The sequence below is a fragment of the Mycobacteroides abscessus ATCC 19977 genome, assembly GCF_000069185.1.
GTDB classification, from domain to species: Bacteria; Actinomycetota; Actinomycetes; order Mycobacteriales; family Mycobacteriaceae; genus Mycobacterium; species Mycobacterium abscessus.
On the sequence record NC_010397.1, the window covers coordinates 371,655 to 388,967 of the forward strand.

19 protein-coding genes are annotated in these 17,313 nt (G+C 64.8%); 12 read left to right on the forward strand and 7 right to left on the reverse strand.

Annotated elements, in window-relative coordinates; genetic code table 11:
- Positions 1 to 88 precede the first annotated feature (88 nt).
- The 8 genes from MAB_RS02040 to glpK all read left to right on the forward strand — a co-directional run bounded on the left by MAB_RS02040 (position 89) and on the right by glpK (position 7,819).
- Positions 89 to 388, forward strand: coding sequence for a hypothetical protein (locus MAB_RS02040; RefSeq protein WP_005063205.1), 300 nt, complete (start codon positions 89 to 91; stop codon positions 386 to 388).
- Entirely contained in the window at positions 385 to 1,545 is a 1,161-nt protein-coding gene (locus tag MAB_RS02045; protein WP_005092084.1) for a hypothetical protein, read from the forward strand. The genes MAB_RS02040 and MAB_RS02045 overlap by 4 nt, the downstream gene beginning before the upstream one ends.
- Before the next feature lie 38 nt (positions 1,546 to 1,583).
- Complete coding sequence (locus MAB_RS02050; RefSeq protein WP_005115206.1) at positions 1,584 to 2,195, forward strand: TetR/AcrR family transcriptional regulator; 612 nt, start codon at positions 1,584 to 1,586, stop codon at positions 2,193 to 2,195.
- Positions 2,196 to 2,417: 222 nt separating this feature from the next.
- On the forward strand, positions 2,418 to 3,620 hold the full coding sequence (locus MAB_RS02055) for a lipid-transfer protein (protein ID WP_005092086.1): 1,203 nt from the start codon (positions 2,418 to 2,420) through the stop codon (positions 3,618 to 3,620).
- 16 nt (positions 3,621 to 3,636) lie between these two features.
- Positions 3,637 to 4,488, forward strand: a complete 852-nt coding sequence (locus MAB_RS02060; RefSeq protein ID WP_005083571.1) for a MaoC/PaaZ C-terminal domain-containing protein — start codon at positions 3,637 to 3,639, stop codon at positions 4,486 to 4,488.
- A gap of 43 nt (positions 4,489 to 4,531) precedes the next feature.
- A complete protein-coding gene (locus MAB_RS02065) occupies positions 4,532 to 5,410 on the forward strand; it encodes an SDR family oxidoreductase (RefSeq protein WP_005083569.1) in 879 nt (292 codons plus the stop codon).
- 98 nt (positions 5,411 to 5,508) lie between these two features.
- Positions 5,509 to 6,312: an MIP/aquaporin family protein gene (locus tag MAB_RS02070; RefSeq protein ID WP_005083567.1), complete on the forward strand. Its 804-nt coding sequence runs from the start codon at positions 5,509 to 5,511 to the stop codon at positions 6,310 to 6,312.
- Complete coding sequence (gene glpK / locus MAB_RS02075; RefSeq protein WP_012296300.1) at positions 6,305 to 7,819, forward strand: glycerol kinase GlpK; 1,515 nt, start codon at positions 6,305 to 6,307, stop codon at positions 7,817 to 7,819. Before MAB_RS02070 ends, glpK begins: the two co-directional genes overlap by 8 nt.
- 76 nt (positions 7,820 to 7,895) lie before the next feature.
- Here the strand turns inward: glpK and MAB_RS02080 are convergent, their stop codons facing one another.
- On the reverse strand, positions 7,896 to 8,621 hold the full coding sequence (locus MAB_RS02080; protein ID WP_005083564.1) for a PadR family transcriptional regulator: 726 nt from the start codon (positions 8,619 to 8,621) through the stop codon (positions 7,896 to 7,898).
- On the opposite strand from MAB_RS02080, the gene MAB_RS25355 reads away from it, so the two are divergent.
- Genes MAB_RS25355 through MAB_RS02090 form a run of 3 tightly spaced genes read left to right on the forward strand, consistent with a single transcriptional unit; the run spans position 8,511 to position 10,387 of the window.
- Complete coding sequence (locus MAB_RS25355) at positions 8,511 to 8,750, forward strand: hypothetical protein (RefSeq protein ID WP_306766741.1); 240 nt, start codon at positions 8,511 to 8,513, stop codon at positions 8,748 to 8,750. The genes MAB_RS02080 and MAB_RS25355 overlap by 111 nt on opposite strands.
- A 19-nt stretch (positions 8,751 to 8,769) precedes the next feature.
- Positions 8,770 to 9,144, forward strand: coding sequence for a hypothetical protein (locus tag MAB_RS02085; RefSeq protein ID WP_005083563.1), 375 nt, complete (start codon positions 8,770 to 8,772; stop codon positions 9,142 to 9,144).
- A gap of 4 nt (positions 9,145 to 9,148) precedes the next feature.
- Positions 9,149 to 10,387: a cation:proton antiporter gene (locus MAB_RS02090; RefSeq protein WP_005086973.1), complete on the forward strand. Its 1,239-nt coding sequence runs from the start codon at positions 9,149 to 9,151 to the stop codon at positions 10,385 to 10,387.
- Here the strand turns inward: MAB_RS02090 and MAB_RS02095 are convergent.
- Complete coding sequence (locus MAB_RS02095; protein ID WP_225580846.1) at positions 10,288 to 11,067, reverse strand: RDD family protein; 780 nt, start codon at positions 11,065 to 11,067, stop codon at positions 10,288 to 10,290. The genes MAB_RS02090 and MAB_RS02095 overlap by 100 nt on opposite strands.
- 86 nt (positions 11,068 to 11,153) lie before the next feature.
- Here MAB_RS02095 and MAB_RS02100 point away from each other — a divergent pair, with 86 nt between their 5' ends.
- Entirely contained in the window at positions 11,154 to 12,146 is a 993-nt protein-coding gene (locus tag MAB_RS02100; protein ID WP_005083558.1) for a stage II sporulation protein M, read from the forward strand.
- 3 nt (positions 12,147 to 12,149) lie between these two features.
- Here the strand turns inward: MAB_RS02100 and MAB_RS02105 are convergent, their stop codons facing one another.
- Genes MAB_RS02105 through MAB_RS02125 form a run of 5 tightly spaced genes read right to left on the reverse strand, consistent with a single transcriptional unit; the run spans position 12,150 to position 17,293 of the window.
- Positions 12,150 to 13,499, reverse strand: coding sequence for a DUF58 domain-containing protein (locus tag MAB_RS02105; protein ID WP_005072542.1), 1,350 nt, complete (start codon positions 13,497 to 13,499; stop codon positions 12,150 to 12,152).
- The gene (locus MAB_RS02110) at positions 13,499 to 14,473 is read right to left on the reverse strand and encodes an AAA family ATPase (protein ID WP_005113004.1); all 975 of its coding nucleotides are present in this window, start codon (positions 14,471 to 14,473) and stop codon (positions 13,499 to 13,501) included. The genes MAB_RS02105 and MAB_RS02110 overlap by 1 nt, the downstream gene beginning before the upstream one ends.
- Positions 14,470 to 15,609 (reverse strand): DUF4350 domain-containing protein, encoded by a 1,140-nt coding sequence (locus MAB_RS02115; protein WP_005113005.1) that lies wholly within the window; start codon positions 15,607 to 15,609, stop codon positions 14,470 to 14,472. Before MAB_RS02115 ends, MAB_RS02110 begins: the two co-directional genes overlap by 4 nt.
- Positions 15,606 to 16,250, reverse strand: a complete 645-nt coding sequence (locus MAB_RS02120; protein WP_005092089.1) for a DUF4129 domain-containing protein — start codon at positions 16,248 to 16,250, stop codon at positions 15,606 to 15,608. The genes MAB_RS02115 and MAB_RS02120 overlap by 4 nt, the downstream gene beginning before the upstream one ends.
- Positions 16,250 to 17,293, reverse strand: coding sequence for a DUF7847 domain-containing protein (locus tag MAB_RS02125; RefSeq protein WP_005063229.1), 1,044 nt, complete (start codon positions 17,291 to 17,293; stop codon positions 16,250 to 16,252). Before MAB_RS02125 ends, MAB_RS02120 begins: the two co-directional genes overlap by 1 nt.
- Between the last annotated feature and the right edge of the window lie 20 nt (positions 17,294 to 17,313).

A 17,313-nucleotide genomic window follows, 5' to 3' on the forward strand; every position in this document is an offset into this window, starting at 1 on the left:
TAGCGCCGTCGTATCTGATCAGAGGCACATTCCGGCGATGAACCGCGCCGTCACGTGCGCGCAGGACCGGTTCCTTGGGGAGGTATCTATGAACGACACCATGAAGGCCAACGGTGCCGAGATGGCGCGGTTGGCCAGCCGGGTAGCAGGACGCGCCAAGGACGCATTTCCCGAGGTCGACTTCGAGGCGGCGGCCAACGCCGTGGCGGGCACCGAGTTCGCCGAGGTGCTGCGCGCGGTTAGCGCGGCCCTCAAGCGCGCCGGGGGCGGGGCGTCCGCGCGCATCGAGAGCATCTCGAACTTTGTTCAGAACAGCTCGGGTTCGTTGACGACCCAGGATGCCATCAACGGTCGTCAGGTAACCAGGGCCGGGGAGGTCCGGCTGTGAGACCGACAATTTCGCAGCTGCGCGCGTGGGACGTCGCCAATCTGGACGCGGCCGCCAAAGCCATCGAAGACGCCAGCAAGAACCTGGATCTGTCCATTGACGGAGTGGTCCGGGACCTGGACTCGGCCGAGTCCTTCTGGAAGGGCAAGGCCTTCCAATCCGCCTACGACCAGGCGTCGAACGAACAGTCCTCGACCAACCGGCTCTCGTTCGCGATCAGCAATGTCGCCGAGGCCGTTCGTGGCGGGCACTCGGCGCTTACTGCGGCGCGCGACAAGGTGATGTTGCTGGTGGATGAGGCAACCTCCAAGGGGCTGCACGTTGCCGACGACGGCACCGTCACCGCGCCCGAGGGCAACAGGGAGCTGCAGGCGGAGGCCCGGCGGTTGACCGACGCAATCCGGCAGGCGCTGAAATCACTGGAAGAAGCCGATCGCACCTCGTCGAACGATCTGCGTAAGGCCTCGGCGAGTGTCGATGCGGAGCACAACTCAGCCAGCACCCAGCCCGCGGCATTCATGCCTGCCAGCAGCGGAGGCGCGGCAAGCGGTTCCATGAAGGCCGGTAGCGGTGGATTCAGCGGCGGAGGTTTCGGCGGTGGCAGTGGGGGCGGCCACGGTGGCGGTTTCGGTGGTGGCCATGGTGGAGGTGGAGGTGGAGGTCACAGCGTGCCCGATGGCAGCTACTCCAATACCGGTGCCCCGTCGCTGCGCCCGTCGGGCCCATCGGTGTTCATGAATCTCGACGCCGGTCAGATGGAAGTGGCTCGCAAGATCATCGAGGAAGGCCTGCGCCGCGGGCTCTCGCCCGAGGCTATTCAAATCGCCCTGGCCACCGCACTGACAGAATCGGGTCTGCGCAGTCTCGCGAACTCCTCGGTACCCGACTCGATGATGTTCCCCAATGACGGTGTGGGACATGACCATGACTCCGTCGGGCCCTTCCAGCAGCGCCAAAGTTGGGGTGCGACAGCAGATTTGATGGATCCGACGAAGTCGGCCGGTAAGTTCTACGACCAGCTGGTCAAGGTGTCGGGCTGGCAGGACATGAGCGTTGCCCAAGCCGCGCAGTCAGTTCAGCGTTCCGCCTTCCCCGACGCCTATGCCAAGTACGAGGCACAGGCGGCCCAGATCTTCCATCAGGTCACCGGCCGATAGCCACCTGTCGACTCTCCTGACTGTGGTGCAATGTGGGCATGCCCACGCCGCGACGCACCCAGGAGGAGCGTTCGGCAGCGATGCGGGCGCGGTTGCTTGAGGCGACCATCGACTGCTTGGTCGAGTTCGGCTACTCCGGCACCACCACGTCGCGCATCGCGAGTCGCGCCGGGGCGACGCGCGGGGCCCTGATTCACCACTTCCAGTCCAAGTCGGAGCTGATGGCTGAATCGGTGCGCCACCTCGCGTTCAAGCGCACCCAGGCGGTGCTCGAAGAGCTGATGGCCATGGATCAATCGGCGGATCCGATCGAGCGGTATCTCGACGTGCTGTGGCGGATTCACCAGGGACCGTTGTTCATCGCGGTGGTGGAACTGCTTATCGCGGCACGGACCGAGCCGGATCTACGTGTGCATCTGGACCAGTTCGAAAAGATAGTGCTGCACAACCTGTCGGCGCTCAACGTGCTCGGCGACGATGACGTGGGCTCGCCGAAAGAGCGGCGTGACCTCGGCCTGCTCGCCATGGACATCATTCGTGGCCTGCTTGTCAGCAGCCTGACCGCATCCCAGGAAACCCGCGACCGCCGCTGGTCGCGCGCTAAGCACATGCTGGAGCTGCGACTTCGCGCACCCTCGCCCGAAGCATAGAAACAAACCGCACTGCAGGTAAATGTGGCCGCCGTTCCGGTCGTGTTTGACGGGCATTCATCAAGGACATCGTCCGGCGCGCGCACCCTTCGAGGCACGGACAATACATTTGTACTGGACCCTTACATTCAGGATAGAACGTATGTTACGTTGGCGAAGCCCCCATCGAAGTGTGTGCAAAAGGAGCTTGTAACCATGCCCCCAAAGGGATCGTCAAAGGTTTTGGAAAAGGTCTACGTCATCGGCGTCGGGATGACGAAATTCGAGAAACCCGGACGACGTGAGGGCTGGGACTACCCGGCCATGGCCAAGGAGTCGGGCACCAATGCACTGACCGACGCCGGCATCGATTACGGCAAGGTGGAAGCCGCCTATGTCGGGTACTGCGCGGGGGAGTCCACCTCCGGCCAGCGGGCGGTGTATGAGCTCGGCATGACCGGTATCCCGGTCACCAACGTCAACAACAACTGTTCGACGGGTTCGACCGCGCTGTACAACGCCGCGCAGGCGATTCGTGGCGGGCTCGCCGACGTCACCCTGGCGCTTGGTTTCGAGAAGATGCAGCCCGGCTCGTTGGGTGCCACCTTCACCGACCGCGAGCAGCCGATGCAGCGACACATCGAGGCGCTCGCCGGGGTGTTCGATTTCGCTTTCCCGCCCGCGCCCTGGATGTTCGGCGCGGCCGGGCGTGAGCACATGCAGAAGTACGGCACCACCGCCGAGCACTTCGCCAAGATCGGCTACAAGAACCACAAGCATTCGGTGAACAACCCCTATGCCCAGTTCCAGGAGGAGTACACGCTCCAGGACATCTTGGATGCCAAGGAGATCTACGCCCCGTTGACCAAGCTGCAGTGCTCGCCCACCTCCGACGGTTCGGGTGCCGCCATCTTGGCCTCGGAGCGATTCGTCGAGCAGAACGGGCTCGGTGACCGTGCGGTGGAAATCGTCGGTCAGGCCATGACCACCGATATCCCGGGAACCCTGGAGTCCAAGTCGGCGATCACCCTGGTCGGATTCGATATGGCCAAGCTTGCGGCGCAGAAAGTGTATGAGCAGGCTCAGATTTCGGCCGATGACGTCGATGTCATCGAGCTGCACGACTGCTTCTCGGCCAACGAGCTGATCACCTACGAGGCGCTTGGGCTGTGTGCCGAGGGCGAAGGCGGCAAGCTGGTCGACAACGGCGACACCACCTACGGCGGCCGTTGGGTTGTCAACCCCTCGGGTGGCTTGATCTCCAAGGGACACCCATTGGGTGCGACGGGGCTGGCGCAGTGCGCCGAACTCACCTGGCAGCTGCGCGGCGATGCCGACAAGCGTCAGGTGGCCAGTGCGTCCCAGAAGACTGGCGTGGCGCTGCAGCACAACCTCGGCCTCGGCGGTGCCTGCGTGGTTACCGCCTACAAGCCGGCTAATCGCTGAAAGAGGCTGGCAGATAATGGCTGATACCCAGTACCCCTTCAACAACGACGGCCTGGATCAGTGGGGCGCCGAGGAGACCATCGAGGTCGACAAGGACCGCCTGATCGCCTACGCCGAAGCCACCAACGACCCGATCGAAGAACACCGCAAGGGACAAGTGGCAGCTCCGGTCTTCGCGATCGTGCCCATCTTCCAGTCCCTCGTCGGTACCACCATGAGTGTCGTTCCCTACCAGCTGATTCCGCGTGTGGTGCACGGCGAGCAGTTCTTCAAGTTCCACCGGCCCATCAAGCCGGGCGACACCCTGGTGGCCAAGTCGAAGATGACCGGCTACGAGGGCATGGAGAACGGGACTCGCGGCACGGTGTATGCCGAAACGCGGGATGCTGCTGGCGATCTGGTCAACGAGCAGTACGTCACGTTCTTCTTCCGCAAGTACGACGTGGGTGAGACGCGCGGCGAACTGGGCCCGACTTTCGTGCTGGACGAGGCGGTCAAGGTCAACTCGCCCACCGCGTCGTTGACTCAGCACGTCGATGACGACCAGACTTTCCGGTACGGGCCGGCAGCCGGCGATCCGATGCCGATTCACCTCGACAACGACGCCGCGGTGGCGGCCGGATTGCCGGGCATCATCGCGCATGGGTTGTGCACCATGGCATTTACCTCATGGGCTGCGCTGACGGAGCTGGCCGACTCGCGTACCGAACGCCTCAAAGAGCTCGCGGTGCGCTTTGCCAAGCCGGTGCTGCCGGGGCAGGACATCACCACCAATTTCTGGACCAACGGTGCGGCAGGCACCTTCTCGTACGAGACCAACGTCGGCGAGGACCTCGTCATCAAAAACGGCCACGCCGTTATCGCCTGAGACATCGCAGCTGAGACATCGCATAAGGAGAGGGAAATACATCATGGGACAACTTGACGGGCGGGTGGCGGTCATCACCGGTGCCGGGCGCGGCATCGGTCGTGAGCACGCCCTGCTCTTCGCCAAGGAAGGTGCTTCGGTGGTCGTCAACGACCTCGGTGGCGCCAATGACGGCTCCGGCTCGGATGCCGGGCCCGCACAGGAAGTGGTGGACGAGATCACCGCGGCGGGAGGCAAAGCCGTTGCGAATACCGACAACATCTCCACGTGGGCCGGCGCCTCGAACCTGGTGAACCAGGCCGTCGAGACCTTCGGGCAGCTGGATGCCGTGGTGAACAACGCGGGCATCCTCCGTGACGGTTTCATCGCCGGCCTTGAGGAAGAACAGTGGGACGCGGTTATCCAGGTCCACCTCAAGGGGCATTTCGCGGTGCTACGCCACGCCGCCGAATACTGGAAGGGGCAGGCCAAGGCCGGCGCCGATATCAAGGCCACCGTGGTGAACACGGCATCGGACTCCGGTGTGACGCTGCCGAACCCGGGCCAGGGCAACTATGGTGCCGCCAAGGCGGGCATCGCGGCCCTGTCCTGTGTCGCGGCCGCCGAACTGGAGCGCTACGGCGTCAAGGTGAATGCCATTGCGCCGGTTGCCCGCACCCGCCTCACGCTGGCGACCCCCGGTATGGGTGCCATCTTCGCGGCTCCGGTGGAGGAGGGGGCGTTCGATATGTTCAGCCCCGCGAACATATCCCCGCTGGTGGCATACCTGAGTACCGAGAAGAACCCGTGGACCGGGCAGGTCTTCAAGGTCACGGGCGGTTCGATCCAGCGGCTCAAGGGCTGGTCGGTCACCGACACCGCCGAGACCGACGGGCCGTGGAGCATCGACCTGGTGCGCGACAGCATCGAGCCCTGGAAGTAGCCAGTCGGTAGCGAATAGCCCTCCGCGCGCGGAGGGCTATTCGGCGTTTCGGGGCGTGCCCAGCGCAGCTCGCACCTAGATTCGGTGATATGCGGAACATGGGTCAACTCGCCGCGGAGTTCGTCGGCACCCTGATCTTGATCCTGTTCGGGGTGGGCGTCGTCGCGCAGGTGGTCACGGCGGGCGACGAGGATTACGGCAACCACAACTCCATCGCCTGGGCCTGGGGCATGGGAGTCACCTTCGGCATCTTCGCGGCCGGGCGGATATCCGGCGCGCATCTCAACCCGGCGGTCACGGTGGCCCTGGCCGTCTTTCGCGGATTCCCATGGAAACAGGTAATTCCATTCATCCTCGCTCAGGTCGGCGGCGCATTTGTCGCGGCGCTGCTGGTCCGGTGGAACTATGGAAGTGTGCTGGCGGCGATCGATCCCGGGCACACCATCGCGACGCAGGGCGTGTTCTCGACATTGCCGGGTAACGGCGCGCTCGACGTCAGCCTGTGGGGCGGCCTGCGTGACCAGATCATGGGCACCGCCATTCTGCTGTTTCTGATCTTCGCCATCACGGACCGGCGGAATATTCGCATGCCCGAGATATTCGCCGCGCTTTCGATCGGTGCTGTGGTCGTCGGATTGGGTATGGCATGGGGGTCCATCGCCGGGTACGCGATCAACCCGGCCCGTGACTTCGGTCCACGGCTCGCGTCCTATCTCACCGGTTTCGATACGGCCTTTCTGGACCAGCACGGTGCCCAGTACTGGTGGGTGCCGATCGTCGGGCCGTTCATCGGTGGTCTGGTGGGCGCCGCGCTATACCGGTACCTGGTCGAACCATTCCTACCCGCAGATGATCCTGTAACCCAATCACCTTCGCATACCGAGGAGTTCGCCAATGGCTGATTTCGTGGCATCGATCGACCAAGGCACTACCAGCACACGCGCCATGATCTTCAACCACAGGGGCGAGGAAGTGGGCCGCCATCAGCTGGAGCATCAGCAACTGCTGCCACGGGCGGGCTGGGTGGAACACAACCCGGTGGAGATCTGGGAGCGCACCTGGTCGGTGTTGGCCACGTCTCTCAATGTGACCGGGCTATCGGCCGGTGATCTCGCTGCCGTCGGGGTGACCAATCAGCGTGAGACCACCTTGGTGTGGAACCGCCACACTGGTAGGCCGTACTGCAATGCCATCGTGTGGCAGGACACCCGCACCGACAAGATCGCCGCGGCACTGGACCGCGACGGGCGTGGTGACATCATTCGGCGGAAGGCCGGACTACCTCCCGCCACTTACTTTTCGGGCGGGAAGCTGCAATGGATTCTGGAGAACGTCGAGGGGGTGCGGCGGGATGCGGAGAATGGTGACGCGCTCTTCGGGACGCCCGACAGCTGGGTGATCTGGAATCTCACCGGCGGTGTCCGCAGCGGGGTACATGTCACCGATGTGACAAATGCCAGTCGCACCATGTTGATGAACCTGGAGACCCTGGACTGGGATGACGAGCTGTTGTCGTTCTTTTCCATTCCGCGCCAGATGCTTCCGCCGATCAAGGCGTCGTCGCCGGTGGAGCCGTTCGGCTTCACGACGCAGCTGGGTCCGCTGGGCGGAGAGGTTCCCATCGCCGGCGATCTGGGTGATCAGCAGGCCGCGATGGTGGGGCAGGTGTGCCTGAACCCCGGCGAGGCCAAGAACACCTACGGCACCGGAAACTTCTTGCTACTCAACACCGGTGAGGAACTGGTCCATTCGAGCAATGGGCTGTTGACCACCGTCTGTTATCAATTCGGCGACAACAAGCCGGTGTATGCGCTGGAGGGATCGATCGCGGTGACGGGCTCCGCGGTGCAGTGGCTGCGCGACCAGCTGGGCATCATCAGCGGTGCCTCGCAAAGCGAGGACCTGGCGCGCCAGGTCGAGGACAACGGCGGCGTCTATTTCGTGCCGGCCTTTTCCGGGCTGTTCGCGCCGTACTGGCGATCGGATGCACGCGGCGCCATCGTGGGTCTGTCCCGGTTCAACACCAACGCGCACCTGGCGCGCGCGACACTCGAAGCCATCTGTTACCAGAGCCGGGAAGTGGTCGAGGCCATGGAGGCGGACTCGGGTGTGCGGATGGAGGTGCTCAAGGTCGATGGCGGTATCACCGCCAACAAGCTCTGCATGCAGATCCAAGCCGACACCCTGGGTGTGGACGTCGTCAAACCCGTTGTCGCCGAGACTACTGCGCTGGGCGCGGCGTACGCGGCGGGCTTGGCCGTGGGTTTCTGGAAGGACGCCGACGACCTGCGGCGCAACTGGCAGGAAGACGAACGCTGGAGCTCGTCGATCACGGACGAGAAGCGCGCCGAGGGTTTCGCGGGCTGGAAGAAAGCCGTGCAGCGCACGCTGGACGGGGTGGACGTCTAAAGCAGTGTGCCGAGTGTCGGCTTTTCGGACAGTTCTCGAACTGTCGCCCGAAAAGCCGACACTCGACGGCGTTGAGCTAGTCGGTTTCACCCAAGATGCCGTAGATCTGCTTGCGTGCAGAATTTACGATCTCGATGATCCGCTGCTGTTGTTCGGGCGAGGCGGCGTGCGCCGACTGCGCGACGGCGCCCATCAGCTGGCCGAGGGCTGAACGAAGATCGAGCACCGACGGGTCGGCGTCTTCGTTGATCTTCTCCCAGGGCGGGGTGTCCAGCTTCTCCGCTGCAGCCGTGCCTTCTTCGGTCAGCTCGAACTGCTTGCGGCTACTGCCGCCTTCGGTCTCGGTGATGAGTCCCTCGTCGACGAGCAGTTGCAGGGTCGGGTACACCGAACCGGGGCTCGGCCGCCAGATGTTGTTACTGCGCTCGGCGATCTCACGAATCATCTCGTAGCCGTGCATGGGGCGCTCGGCGAGCAGTGCCAAGATCGCGGCCCGGACATCGCCACGCTGGCCACGCCCCCGCCCGCGTCCGCGAGGTTGTTCACCGAAACCGAAGCCGAATCCCGGGCCGAAGCCACGCCCGAATCCCGGCCCGAAGCCACGGTCCATGAAGGCGCCGGGGCCGCGACGGCCCGCCCACGCCTGCTCGTGAAACTCGCCGCGAGGATCGCATTCGTGCCGGCGGCTGCCGTGGCGACGGCCCCGCAGGCCCGGTCCGCGACCGGTGGGGTCAAAACCGAATCCAAAACCAAATGGTGTGTCGGGCCGAAACTGTTCGGCCCTTTCTTCATGGGAAGTCATGTGTCTCTCCTTGAGTACTGGGGAGGGCTAGTTCGCCTCTCGATAGATAACGATATATCGGAATCGATCGTGATGCAACGAAAACTTTCGACACTGATTCACGGACATTTGGGGCCCCCTCCCAGCTAGCCGCCGTAGGGTGACCGCCATGACGGTGAAGTGGCTGGATAAGCCCGAGGATCACGACTACCAAGCGGCCACGGATTACCTGACGCTCGTCGGTGAGGCGGATCTGGTGAAGCGGACGGTGAAGGCGCTGCGCAATGCGACGCTGGAGTATCGCAAGGCCAAGGACATCTTGCGGGCGGCACGCCTGGAGATGCTGCCCAAGACAAATGCCCATGTGGCCCGTGACCTGGCGAAGATAGCCAAGGACAAGGCGCTGTCGCCGATCCTGCTGGTGCGCGGCGACGCGCGCAGCGGAGCCCGCCTGGAAATCGCCGATGGTTATCACCGGGTGTGCGCCAGCTATATATCCGACGAAAACACTGACATTCCTTGCCATCTCGTCTCGTGGCAGTAGTTCCATGAGTGGATTTGGATTCCCGACCCTGGCGATTGTCGTTATTGTCGGGATGATCGGGCCGCTGCTCGCGCTCAACACGCGACTGCGGATTCCAGTCGTCATCGGGGAACTGCTCGCTGGAATTGTCATCGGACGCACCGGGTTCGGTTGGATCGACGCCTTTGACCCGACCTTCAAAATGTTCGCCGACGTGGGGTTCGCGCTGGTCATGTTCGTGGCGGGCACCCATGTTCCGGTGCGTGACAAGACCATGCGGGCATCGCTACCTCAGGCGGCGCTGCGCGCGATCGTGGTCGGTGCGGTGGCCGCGGTGCTGGGTGTGCTGTTGGCCAACGTGTTCCATACCGGGCATGCACCGCTGTACGCGGTCCTCATCGCCTCCTCGTCGGCGGCGCTGGTGCTGCCGGTCATTGACTCGCTGGGACTCGGCGGCCCCAAGGTGCTGATCACCACCGCGCAGGTGGCCATTGCCGATACTGCCTCGATTATCTTGTTGCCGTTGGTTATCGACCTCAAACATGCGCCGCGCGCGGCGGTCGGCGCGGTCGCCGTGGCCGCCTGCGCGGGCATCGTCTTCGTGATCCTGCATGCGTTGGATCAGGCCGGGAAGCTGGATCGGTTCCACGACTACTCGAAACAACGCCGCGTCGCGATGGAACTGCGCATCAGCCTGGCCATCGTCTTCGGCCTCGCCGCCCTGGCCGTGGAAACCCACGTCTCGATCATGCTGGCGGGTTTCGCGCTCGGTCTGGTCGTAGCCGGTATCGGGGAACCACGCCGCCTTGCCAAGCAGCTCTTCGGTTTCACCGAAGGTTTCTTCTCGCCCCTGTTCTTCGTGTGGCTGGGGGCGTCGCTACACGTGCGCGAGCTCGGTGAAAATCCCAAGCTCATCCTGCTGGGTGTCGGTTTGGGTGTCGCGGCGGTGCTGGCCCATCTGGTTGTACGGATCTTTGGTCAGCCGCTACCGCTGGGCGCGTTGGCGGCTGCCCAGCTGGGGGTGCCCATCGCCGCGGCGGCGATCGGTGAACAGCAGCAGTCACTGATTCACGGCGAGGCTTCCGCGCTCATTCTCGGTGCGTTGGTCACGATTGCCGCGGCGACGGTCGGTGGCTCGCTGTATGCGAAGACGTCCCAGGGCAATCAGCCGGGCGTGGCGAAACCCGAACGTCCCGTGGACGATTCGGAAGGCTCCGGTGCCGGTGGTGGTGCGGAGGGCGCCGGTGGTGGTGTCGCCGGATAGTCCGGTCGCATCTGTGCCAACGCGCGTCGGTGCCGCTCGGCCAGCACCGCGGCGAGCATGAACTGAGGCGGCGTGCCGGGCGGCGGTGGCGGCGCGATGCTGGCGAGCACGTCGGTGGAGATCTGGTAGAGCATCTGGTCTCGAGTGTGCGGTGCCAACTGCCCCGCGCGGTTGAGGAACTGACGGGCCAGATCGGCCTGGTCGCTCGTCAGCCCGGACAGCTGCAGGCTCTGAGCCCACTGGGCCAGCTGCGGCGGCATCATCGGCGGCGGAGGAAGTTTGGGGCCGCGCTCGCTGATCACCATGGTGCCCGCGAAGATGTCGCCGAGCCGCTTGCCCTTGGTCGAGGCCAGGCTGGCGATGACCGCCGGCGCACCCATGAACATGAAAATCTCCACCACGGCGGACAGGGCACGGATGACGGCCTGCCGCAGGCGCTCCGGGCCACCGTCGTCGGACACCACGCGTAACCCCATGGCCATCTTGCCCAGTGAGCGGCCCCGGGTGGCCATTTCCCAAATAACCGGATAGCCCACCAGGGCCAGCACCGAATAGACGATGCTCAGCGCACCGGTCAGGGCCGCGTCGAACTGAGAGAGCGAGAACGCGACCACGAAGATGCCGCCGTACAGCACGATCATCTGGACAAAGATGTCGATGAACGCGGACACCACTCGCACCGGAAGCTGGGCCACCTTGACGTCCAGGACAACCGCATCGCCCGTCACCAACTCCGACATCACTCGAGACTACTAGTATTTGCCAGATGGACGTGGACGCATTCGTCGCCACCCACCGGGGGACATGGGATCGGTTGGAAGAGCTGCTCAAGCGCAGGCAGCGGCTGAGCGGTCCCGAGATCGATGAGCTGGTCGACCTGTACCAAAAGGTGTCGACTCAGCTGTCCACGGTGCGGTCGGCCTCGGGCGATCCGGCGTTGGTCGGACGGCTCTCGACGTTGGTTGCCCGGGCGCGCTCGGCGGTCACCGGTGAGCATGCCCCGCTGTGGCGTCACTTCATCCATTTCTGGACGGTGTCCTTTCCTGTTGTCGCCTATCGCAGTTGGCGCTGGTGGCTTGGTGCGACGCTCGGCTCGATGGCGGTGGCCGTGGCCGTCGGTGTCTGGGTGATGCATTCACCGGAGCTGCAATCGGTGATCGGGACACCCGATGAGATCGCGCACCTGGTCAACGAGGACTTCGAAAACTATTACAGCGAGCACCCCGCCGCAGCCTTCGCGCTGCACGTGTGGATCAACAACTCCTGGGTGGCGGCCCAGTGCATCATCTTCGCCATATTGCTGGGCCTTCCGATCCCGTACGTCTTGTTCATGAACGCGGCGAACGTGGGCGTGGCAGGTGGGCTGATGATCGCGGCGGGACGTGGCGACGTGTTCTTCGGCCTGATCCTTCCGCACGGCCTGTTGGAACTGACCGCCGTGTTCCTGGCCGCAGGTGCCGGAATGCGACTGGGATGGAAGGTGATCGATCCCGGCGACCGGCCGCGCGCTCAGGTGCTCGCCGAGCAGGGGCGCGCAGTCATGTCGGTCGCAGGCGGCCTGGTGGCGGTACTGCTGGTCAGCGGTCTCATCGAGGCGCTGGTCACCCCGTCCCCGCTACCGACCTTCGCCCGCATCGGAATTGGTGTGAGCGCCGAGGCGCTGTTCCTGGCGTATGTGCTGATTCTGGGCCGTCGCGGGGTAGCTGCCAACGAATCCGGCGACATCGAGAACGCCCCGGACTACGCCCCGGCCGCGTGAGCGTTATAGGCGCCCGGAAGCCTTCAACGACAGATAGCGGTCGGCAAGCGCCGGTGCGATCTCGTCGGGCGGTGCGTCGACGACCTCGACACCCTGGCGCCGCAACAGCGTGACGATGCGGCGGCGACCGCCGCGTGTCCGTTCCGCGGCGGCAGCGTCATACACCTGCTCGGCATCCAGTGACCGGATATTTCCCGGACCGGTGGCATTCGCGGGTGTCACCATGTCTTCGACACGCGGATCGCTGACAGCTGCCACCAGGAGGTGATGATGAGTGGTCAACTGGGATAGCAGTGGCAGCAGTCCCTCTTCCAGAGCAGCCGGATTCAGATCGGTCAGCAGCACGATCAGCGAGCGGTGGCGTGATCTGCGGCGGATGGTGGAGACCAGGCCGCGGGCATCGGACTCGACAAGGGAGGGCTCCAGCGGAGCCATCGCGTTGACCACCAAGGGAAGCAGCTCGTTGCGCGAGGCCCCGGATACTTGGGCGCGCACCCCGCGGTCGTGAGCCAGGAAGTCCACCCGGTCGCCCGCACGAGACGCCAGTGCCACCAACAGCAATGCGGCATCCATAGCCCAATCCAGCCGGGGCCAGCCCGATGGATCGCCCGATGTCGGATCGACGCCGATGCGGCCCGCCGAGGTACGACCGGTGTCCAGCACCACCAGGATGCGGCGGTCGCGTTCCGGCCGCCATGTGCGCACCACCACGTCGTTGCGCCGCGCACTGGCGCGCCAGTCGATGGACCGGACGTCGTCGCCGACGACATATTCACGCAGGGAATCGAATTCGGTGCCCTGACCGCGAATCAGGACCGGGATGGCGCCCTCGAGCTCGCGTAGTTTGGCCAACCGCGACGGCAGATGCTTGCGACTCAGGAAGGGCGGCAGCACCCGTAACTGCCACGGGACATCGTGACGTCCCTGCCGCCCCGCTATCCCGAGTGGTCCGATCGTGCGCACCGTCACGGTCGCGGGCTTGTGGTCACCACGGCGTAACGGACGCAATGTCGTAACAATCTGAGTGCGCTCGCCGGACCGCAGATCCACGCGGTGCGCGCGCGGTGCGGCCCGCATGCTCGGTGCCCAACTGTCGCGGACCCAACCACGCAGCCGGCGGCCGGGATTCTGGGCTAGCAGCACGATCTCGGCGGATTCGCCGAGCCGGATGGAGTCGGGACCGGATCGGGTGAACGTGAGTCGGCGCGGGCTGGCGGCGGCAGCGATATCGACGGCAATCAATAGCGCGAGGGCCAGCAGTAGTAGCCAGAACAACCGAACCGGCCAGGGCGACACCAGGATCAGCAGCGTACTGAGTGCCGCCACCAATCCCGCGCGTCCGGTGAGAACCACTAGCGCGGCACCGGAACAGTGACGAGGATTCCGTCCAGGACCCGATCCGAGGTGGCGCCCTCCAACTCGGCCTCGGGACGCAGGCCGATGCGATGGCGCAGGGTCGGGCGGGCCATGGCCTTGACATCGTCGGGGGTGACATAGTTACGGCCGGAGAGCCAAGCCCAGGCACGCGATGTCGCCAGCAGGGCCGTGGCAGCGCGCGGAGATGCGCCGAGCTGCAATGAAGGTGACTGGCGGGTCGCCCGGATCACATCGACCACGTAGGCAAGTACCTCGGGTGCCACCAGCACCTGACCAACTGCCGCGCGGCCTGCCGCCAGATCCGCGGCGGAGGCCACCGGGGTGACATGTGACAGGTTTCGGGGATCGAAGCCGTGGGCGTGCCGGTCCAAGATGGCGATCTCTTGATCGCGTTCGGGCAGAGAGACGTTGAGCTTCATCAGGAAGCGATCGAGCTGGGCTTCGGGCAGCTGATATGTGCCCTCGTACTCGATGGGGTTCTGGGTGGCCGCAACGATGAACGGATCGGGCAGGGGACGCGGGGTGCCATCCACGGTGACCTGACGTTCCTCCATGGCCTCCAACAGTGCTGCCTGTGTCTTCGGCGGGGTCCGGTTGATCTCGTCGGCGAGCAGCAGATTGGTGAATACCGGGCCAGCACGGAACTCGAACGCCGCGGTGCGCGCGTCGTAGACCAGGGAGCCGGTGACGTCGCCCGGCATGAGGTCGGGGGTGAACTGCACACGCTTGAAGTCGAGGGACAGCGCGGCCGAGAGTGTGCGCACCAAAAGGGTTTTCGCGACACCGGGCACACCCTCCAGGAGCACGTGGCCGCGGCACAGCAGCGCGACAACCAGGCCGCTGACCACCGAGTCCTGTCCGACGACCACGATGGCTATTTGTTCACGCAATGCGGCCAGGGCGTTGCGTGCGGTCTCCCCGGAACTCCCGGTGGTAGTTGCCTGTGTCACGATTCGCGGACCTGCCTTTCCAGAACGTCGAGTTGCTGAGTCAGATTGGTGAGCTGCTGATCGTCCGAGGGGGCGGGACCGAACAGCACATGGTGAACTTCCGTGGGATCGCGGCCGATTCGTTGTGCGATGGTGGCGGTCACGACCTGGGGTGCTCCGTCGACCGGAAGCCCGAGGCGGCGCACGATTCGGTACGTGGCCGCTTCGCGCAGTGACTCGGAGGCAAGGTCGCGGGCCCGGCGGGACCGATAGAGCCGCCCGCGTCCCTCTGTTGTTTCCGAGGCCCGCACGATCACGGGAAGTTTTTCGGCGATAACGGGACCCAGACGGCGGCCGCGCCAGATGGCGAGCAGGAGCACCACAATGCAGAGCTGCCAGATGGCCATGTTCACCTGATCGGGAATCAGGTCGCCCATTGATTTCGGTTTGGCGCTGGCGCCGACCTTCGGCCGCTCGGGAACGTACCAAACCAGGTGGGCGCTTCGACCGGCCAGATTCATGGCGAGCGCGGCGTTACCCTGTTTGTCCAGCTGCTTGTTGGAAAGCAGGGTGTCGTCGCCGAGCACGGTGATGGTGCGGTCGCCATCCCGGTAGCGCAGCAGCGTGCCGCCGTAGCAGCTGATGCGGCCGGGACCAGGGTCGGTGAACGTGTACTCGGGGCCCAAGTATGTCTGAATCGCACCGGCCTGCCTGGCCTCCCGTAGATCGCAGCCCGGCTCCACGAGTTCGTCGTCCTGATACGAGCGGATGCGCACCTGCGCGGCCAGCCGCTCGCGGGTGTCGGAGTAGGGCGCGAGCATCAGGCGATCGCCCGGTAGTTCGGCCAGGGAGTCCAGGATGTTGTCGGAGAGGTAGCCGTTGTCCAGCACCATGAGTTGGCCGTCGGGGCGCATAGCGGCGCGCACCTCGCCGATGGTGGTGGCACGTGTGACGGTGACGCCATGGTCGCGAAGCAGTTGAGCCAGGGCGTGCCCGCCGCGTTGCGTTACGGCATCCGGATCCAGGTAGCCCTCGGGCCGAGGCGGTTTGGACAGGATAAGCCCGGTGATGACGATGGCGACCAGGGCGGCCAGGGCCCATGCCAAGGTGCGCCAGCGGTCTCGCAGGCGCGGCGATGTGGCAGTACTGATCGTCACCGCACCGCCTCCCACCCCGTCGTGCCTGATTCTGCGGCGGATGCGAGGACCGGGGCGTCACGGATGTGATCATCCAGGTCTGCGATCTTGCGATAGGACTGCTCTGTGCCCGGCCTATCGCCGTAGCTCACGTCGTTGAAGATTTCCGCTGCGGCGCGGAACTCCGCTGCCAATGAGGGCAATTCACGCCCGGCATCGGCTGCCAGCTCGTTGGCGGTACGACCCGGTACCGGTGTGAGGATCGTGCGCTCTTCGAGCTGGCGGGCCACGGCACGCAGTCGGTGGCGGATCGCCGAGGACCAATCGCCTTGGGACGCGGCGAGTTCGGCGGCCGCCCGATGCTCCGCCGCGGTGAGCTCACCGGATTCAAAGAGCCCGAAGTCGGCGCCACCCCTGGTCCGTACCGCGCGGCGGGCAATGCGGACCAGCAATACGGCGGCCGCGATCACGACGAGTGTGGTCACGAGAATGGTGAACCAGCCGCCGGGCAACTCGCCGGCCCGGAACTCCAGATAGTCCAGCTGATCGAAGATCCAGTTGATCAGGCGGTCGATCGGTGACGGGTGTTCGTAGATCGGTTTGGCCAGTTCGCGATGGGCGGCCTCGGCCGCAGAGTCGCGGTCGATATCGATGGCCGGCATTACACCTGAACCGGGGGACGCATGGGCAGCCACAGGGAATCGGGATCGATACCCGGCTGGCCGAGTCGCTCGCGCGTTCTGGCCTCGGTCTGCAATACCAGGTCCAGCGCCTCGGTACGCATCCGCTGGTCGGTGTAGAGCAGCACGTTCACCGCCGCCTTGAACGGCAGGGAGATGATCTGCGCGATCACGGCCCCGACTGCGGCGAGCGCGAAGATGAGCAGCATCTTGGGGCCGAGATTGTTGGGATCACTGCCGGCGAATGCCGCGACTTCCCCGACGAGGATGAAGGGCATGCCGATGATCATCGAGACGAATCCCACGATGAATCCGGTGAGTACCAGGATGCCCAGCAGCCGCCAGAAACCCTTGCGTACCAGCGAGACCGAGCGGCCGATCGCGCCGAAGACGCTCTGTTGTTCCAGGATCAGCACGGAGGGAACGAGACTGAACACGGGGATGAGATAGAGGTAGAACAAGAAGTAGGCCAGGGCCAACAGCAGCCCGGCGGGAATCGCGCCCGCGGGACCGACGGTGAGCGCCAAGCCGACCACCACCGCAACGCCGAATCCGAGAACCACGGCGAACAGCACCAGCTCGACAACGGCGACGCCAAGGAGAGCCCAGATGCGCGGCTTGGCACGCTGCCAGGCTTCCTTGATGGTGGTGCGCTCACCGAAGACGGATCGGCCGATGGTGACGGTCAGCATTCCGCTCAAGATGATGGTGACCAGGGAGGTGACCACGGCACCGATCAGCTGGCCCCCGATGTAGCCGAGGCCGAACGCTGCGCCGAACGAGTCTTCGGTGTTCTTGTCGAAGGACGCCGCACCCGTCAGGACTGCCGTCGCCGGTGCCGCCTGGATTCCGAAGATCAGGAGCTGACTGACGATGACGACGATGGCGGTAAGGCCGAGTGTGGTCTTGGGGTTGGCTCGGATGGCCGCGATGGCGCCGTTGTAGAGCGAGGATAAATCCAGCGGCCGTAGCGGGATGACACCCGGTTTCAGGGCCGGCGGCTCCGGCGTCACCCAGTAGGGCACTGCCGACGGATTCTGGTACC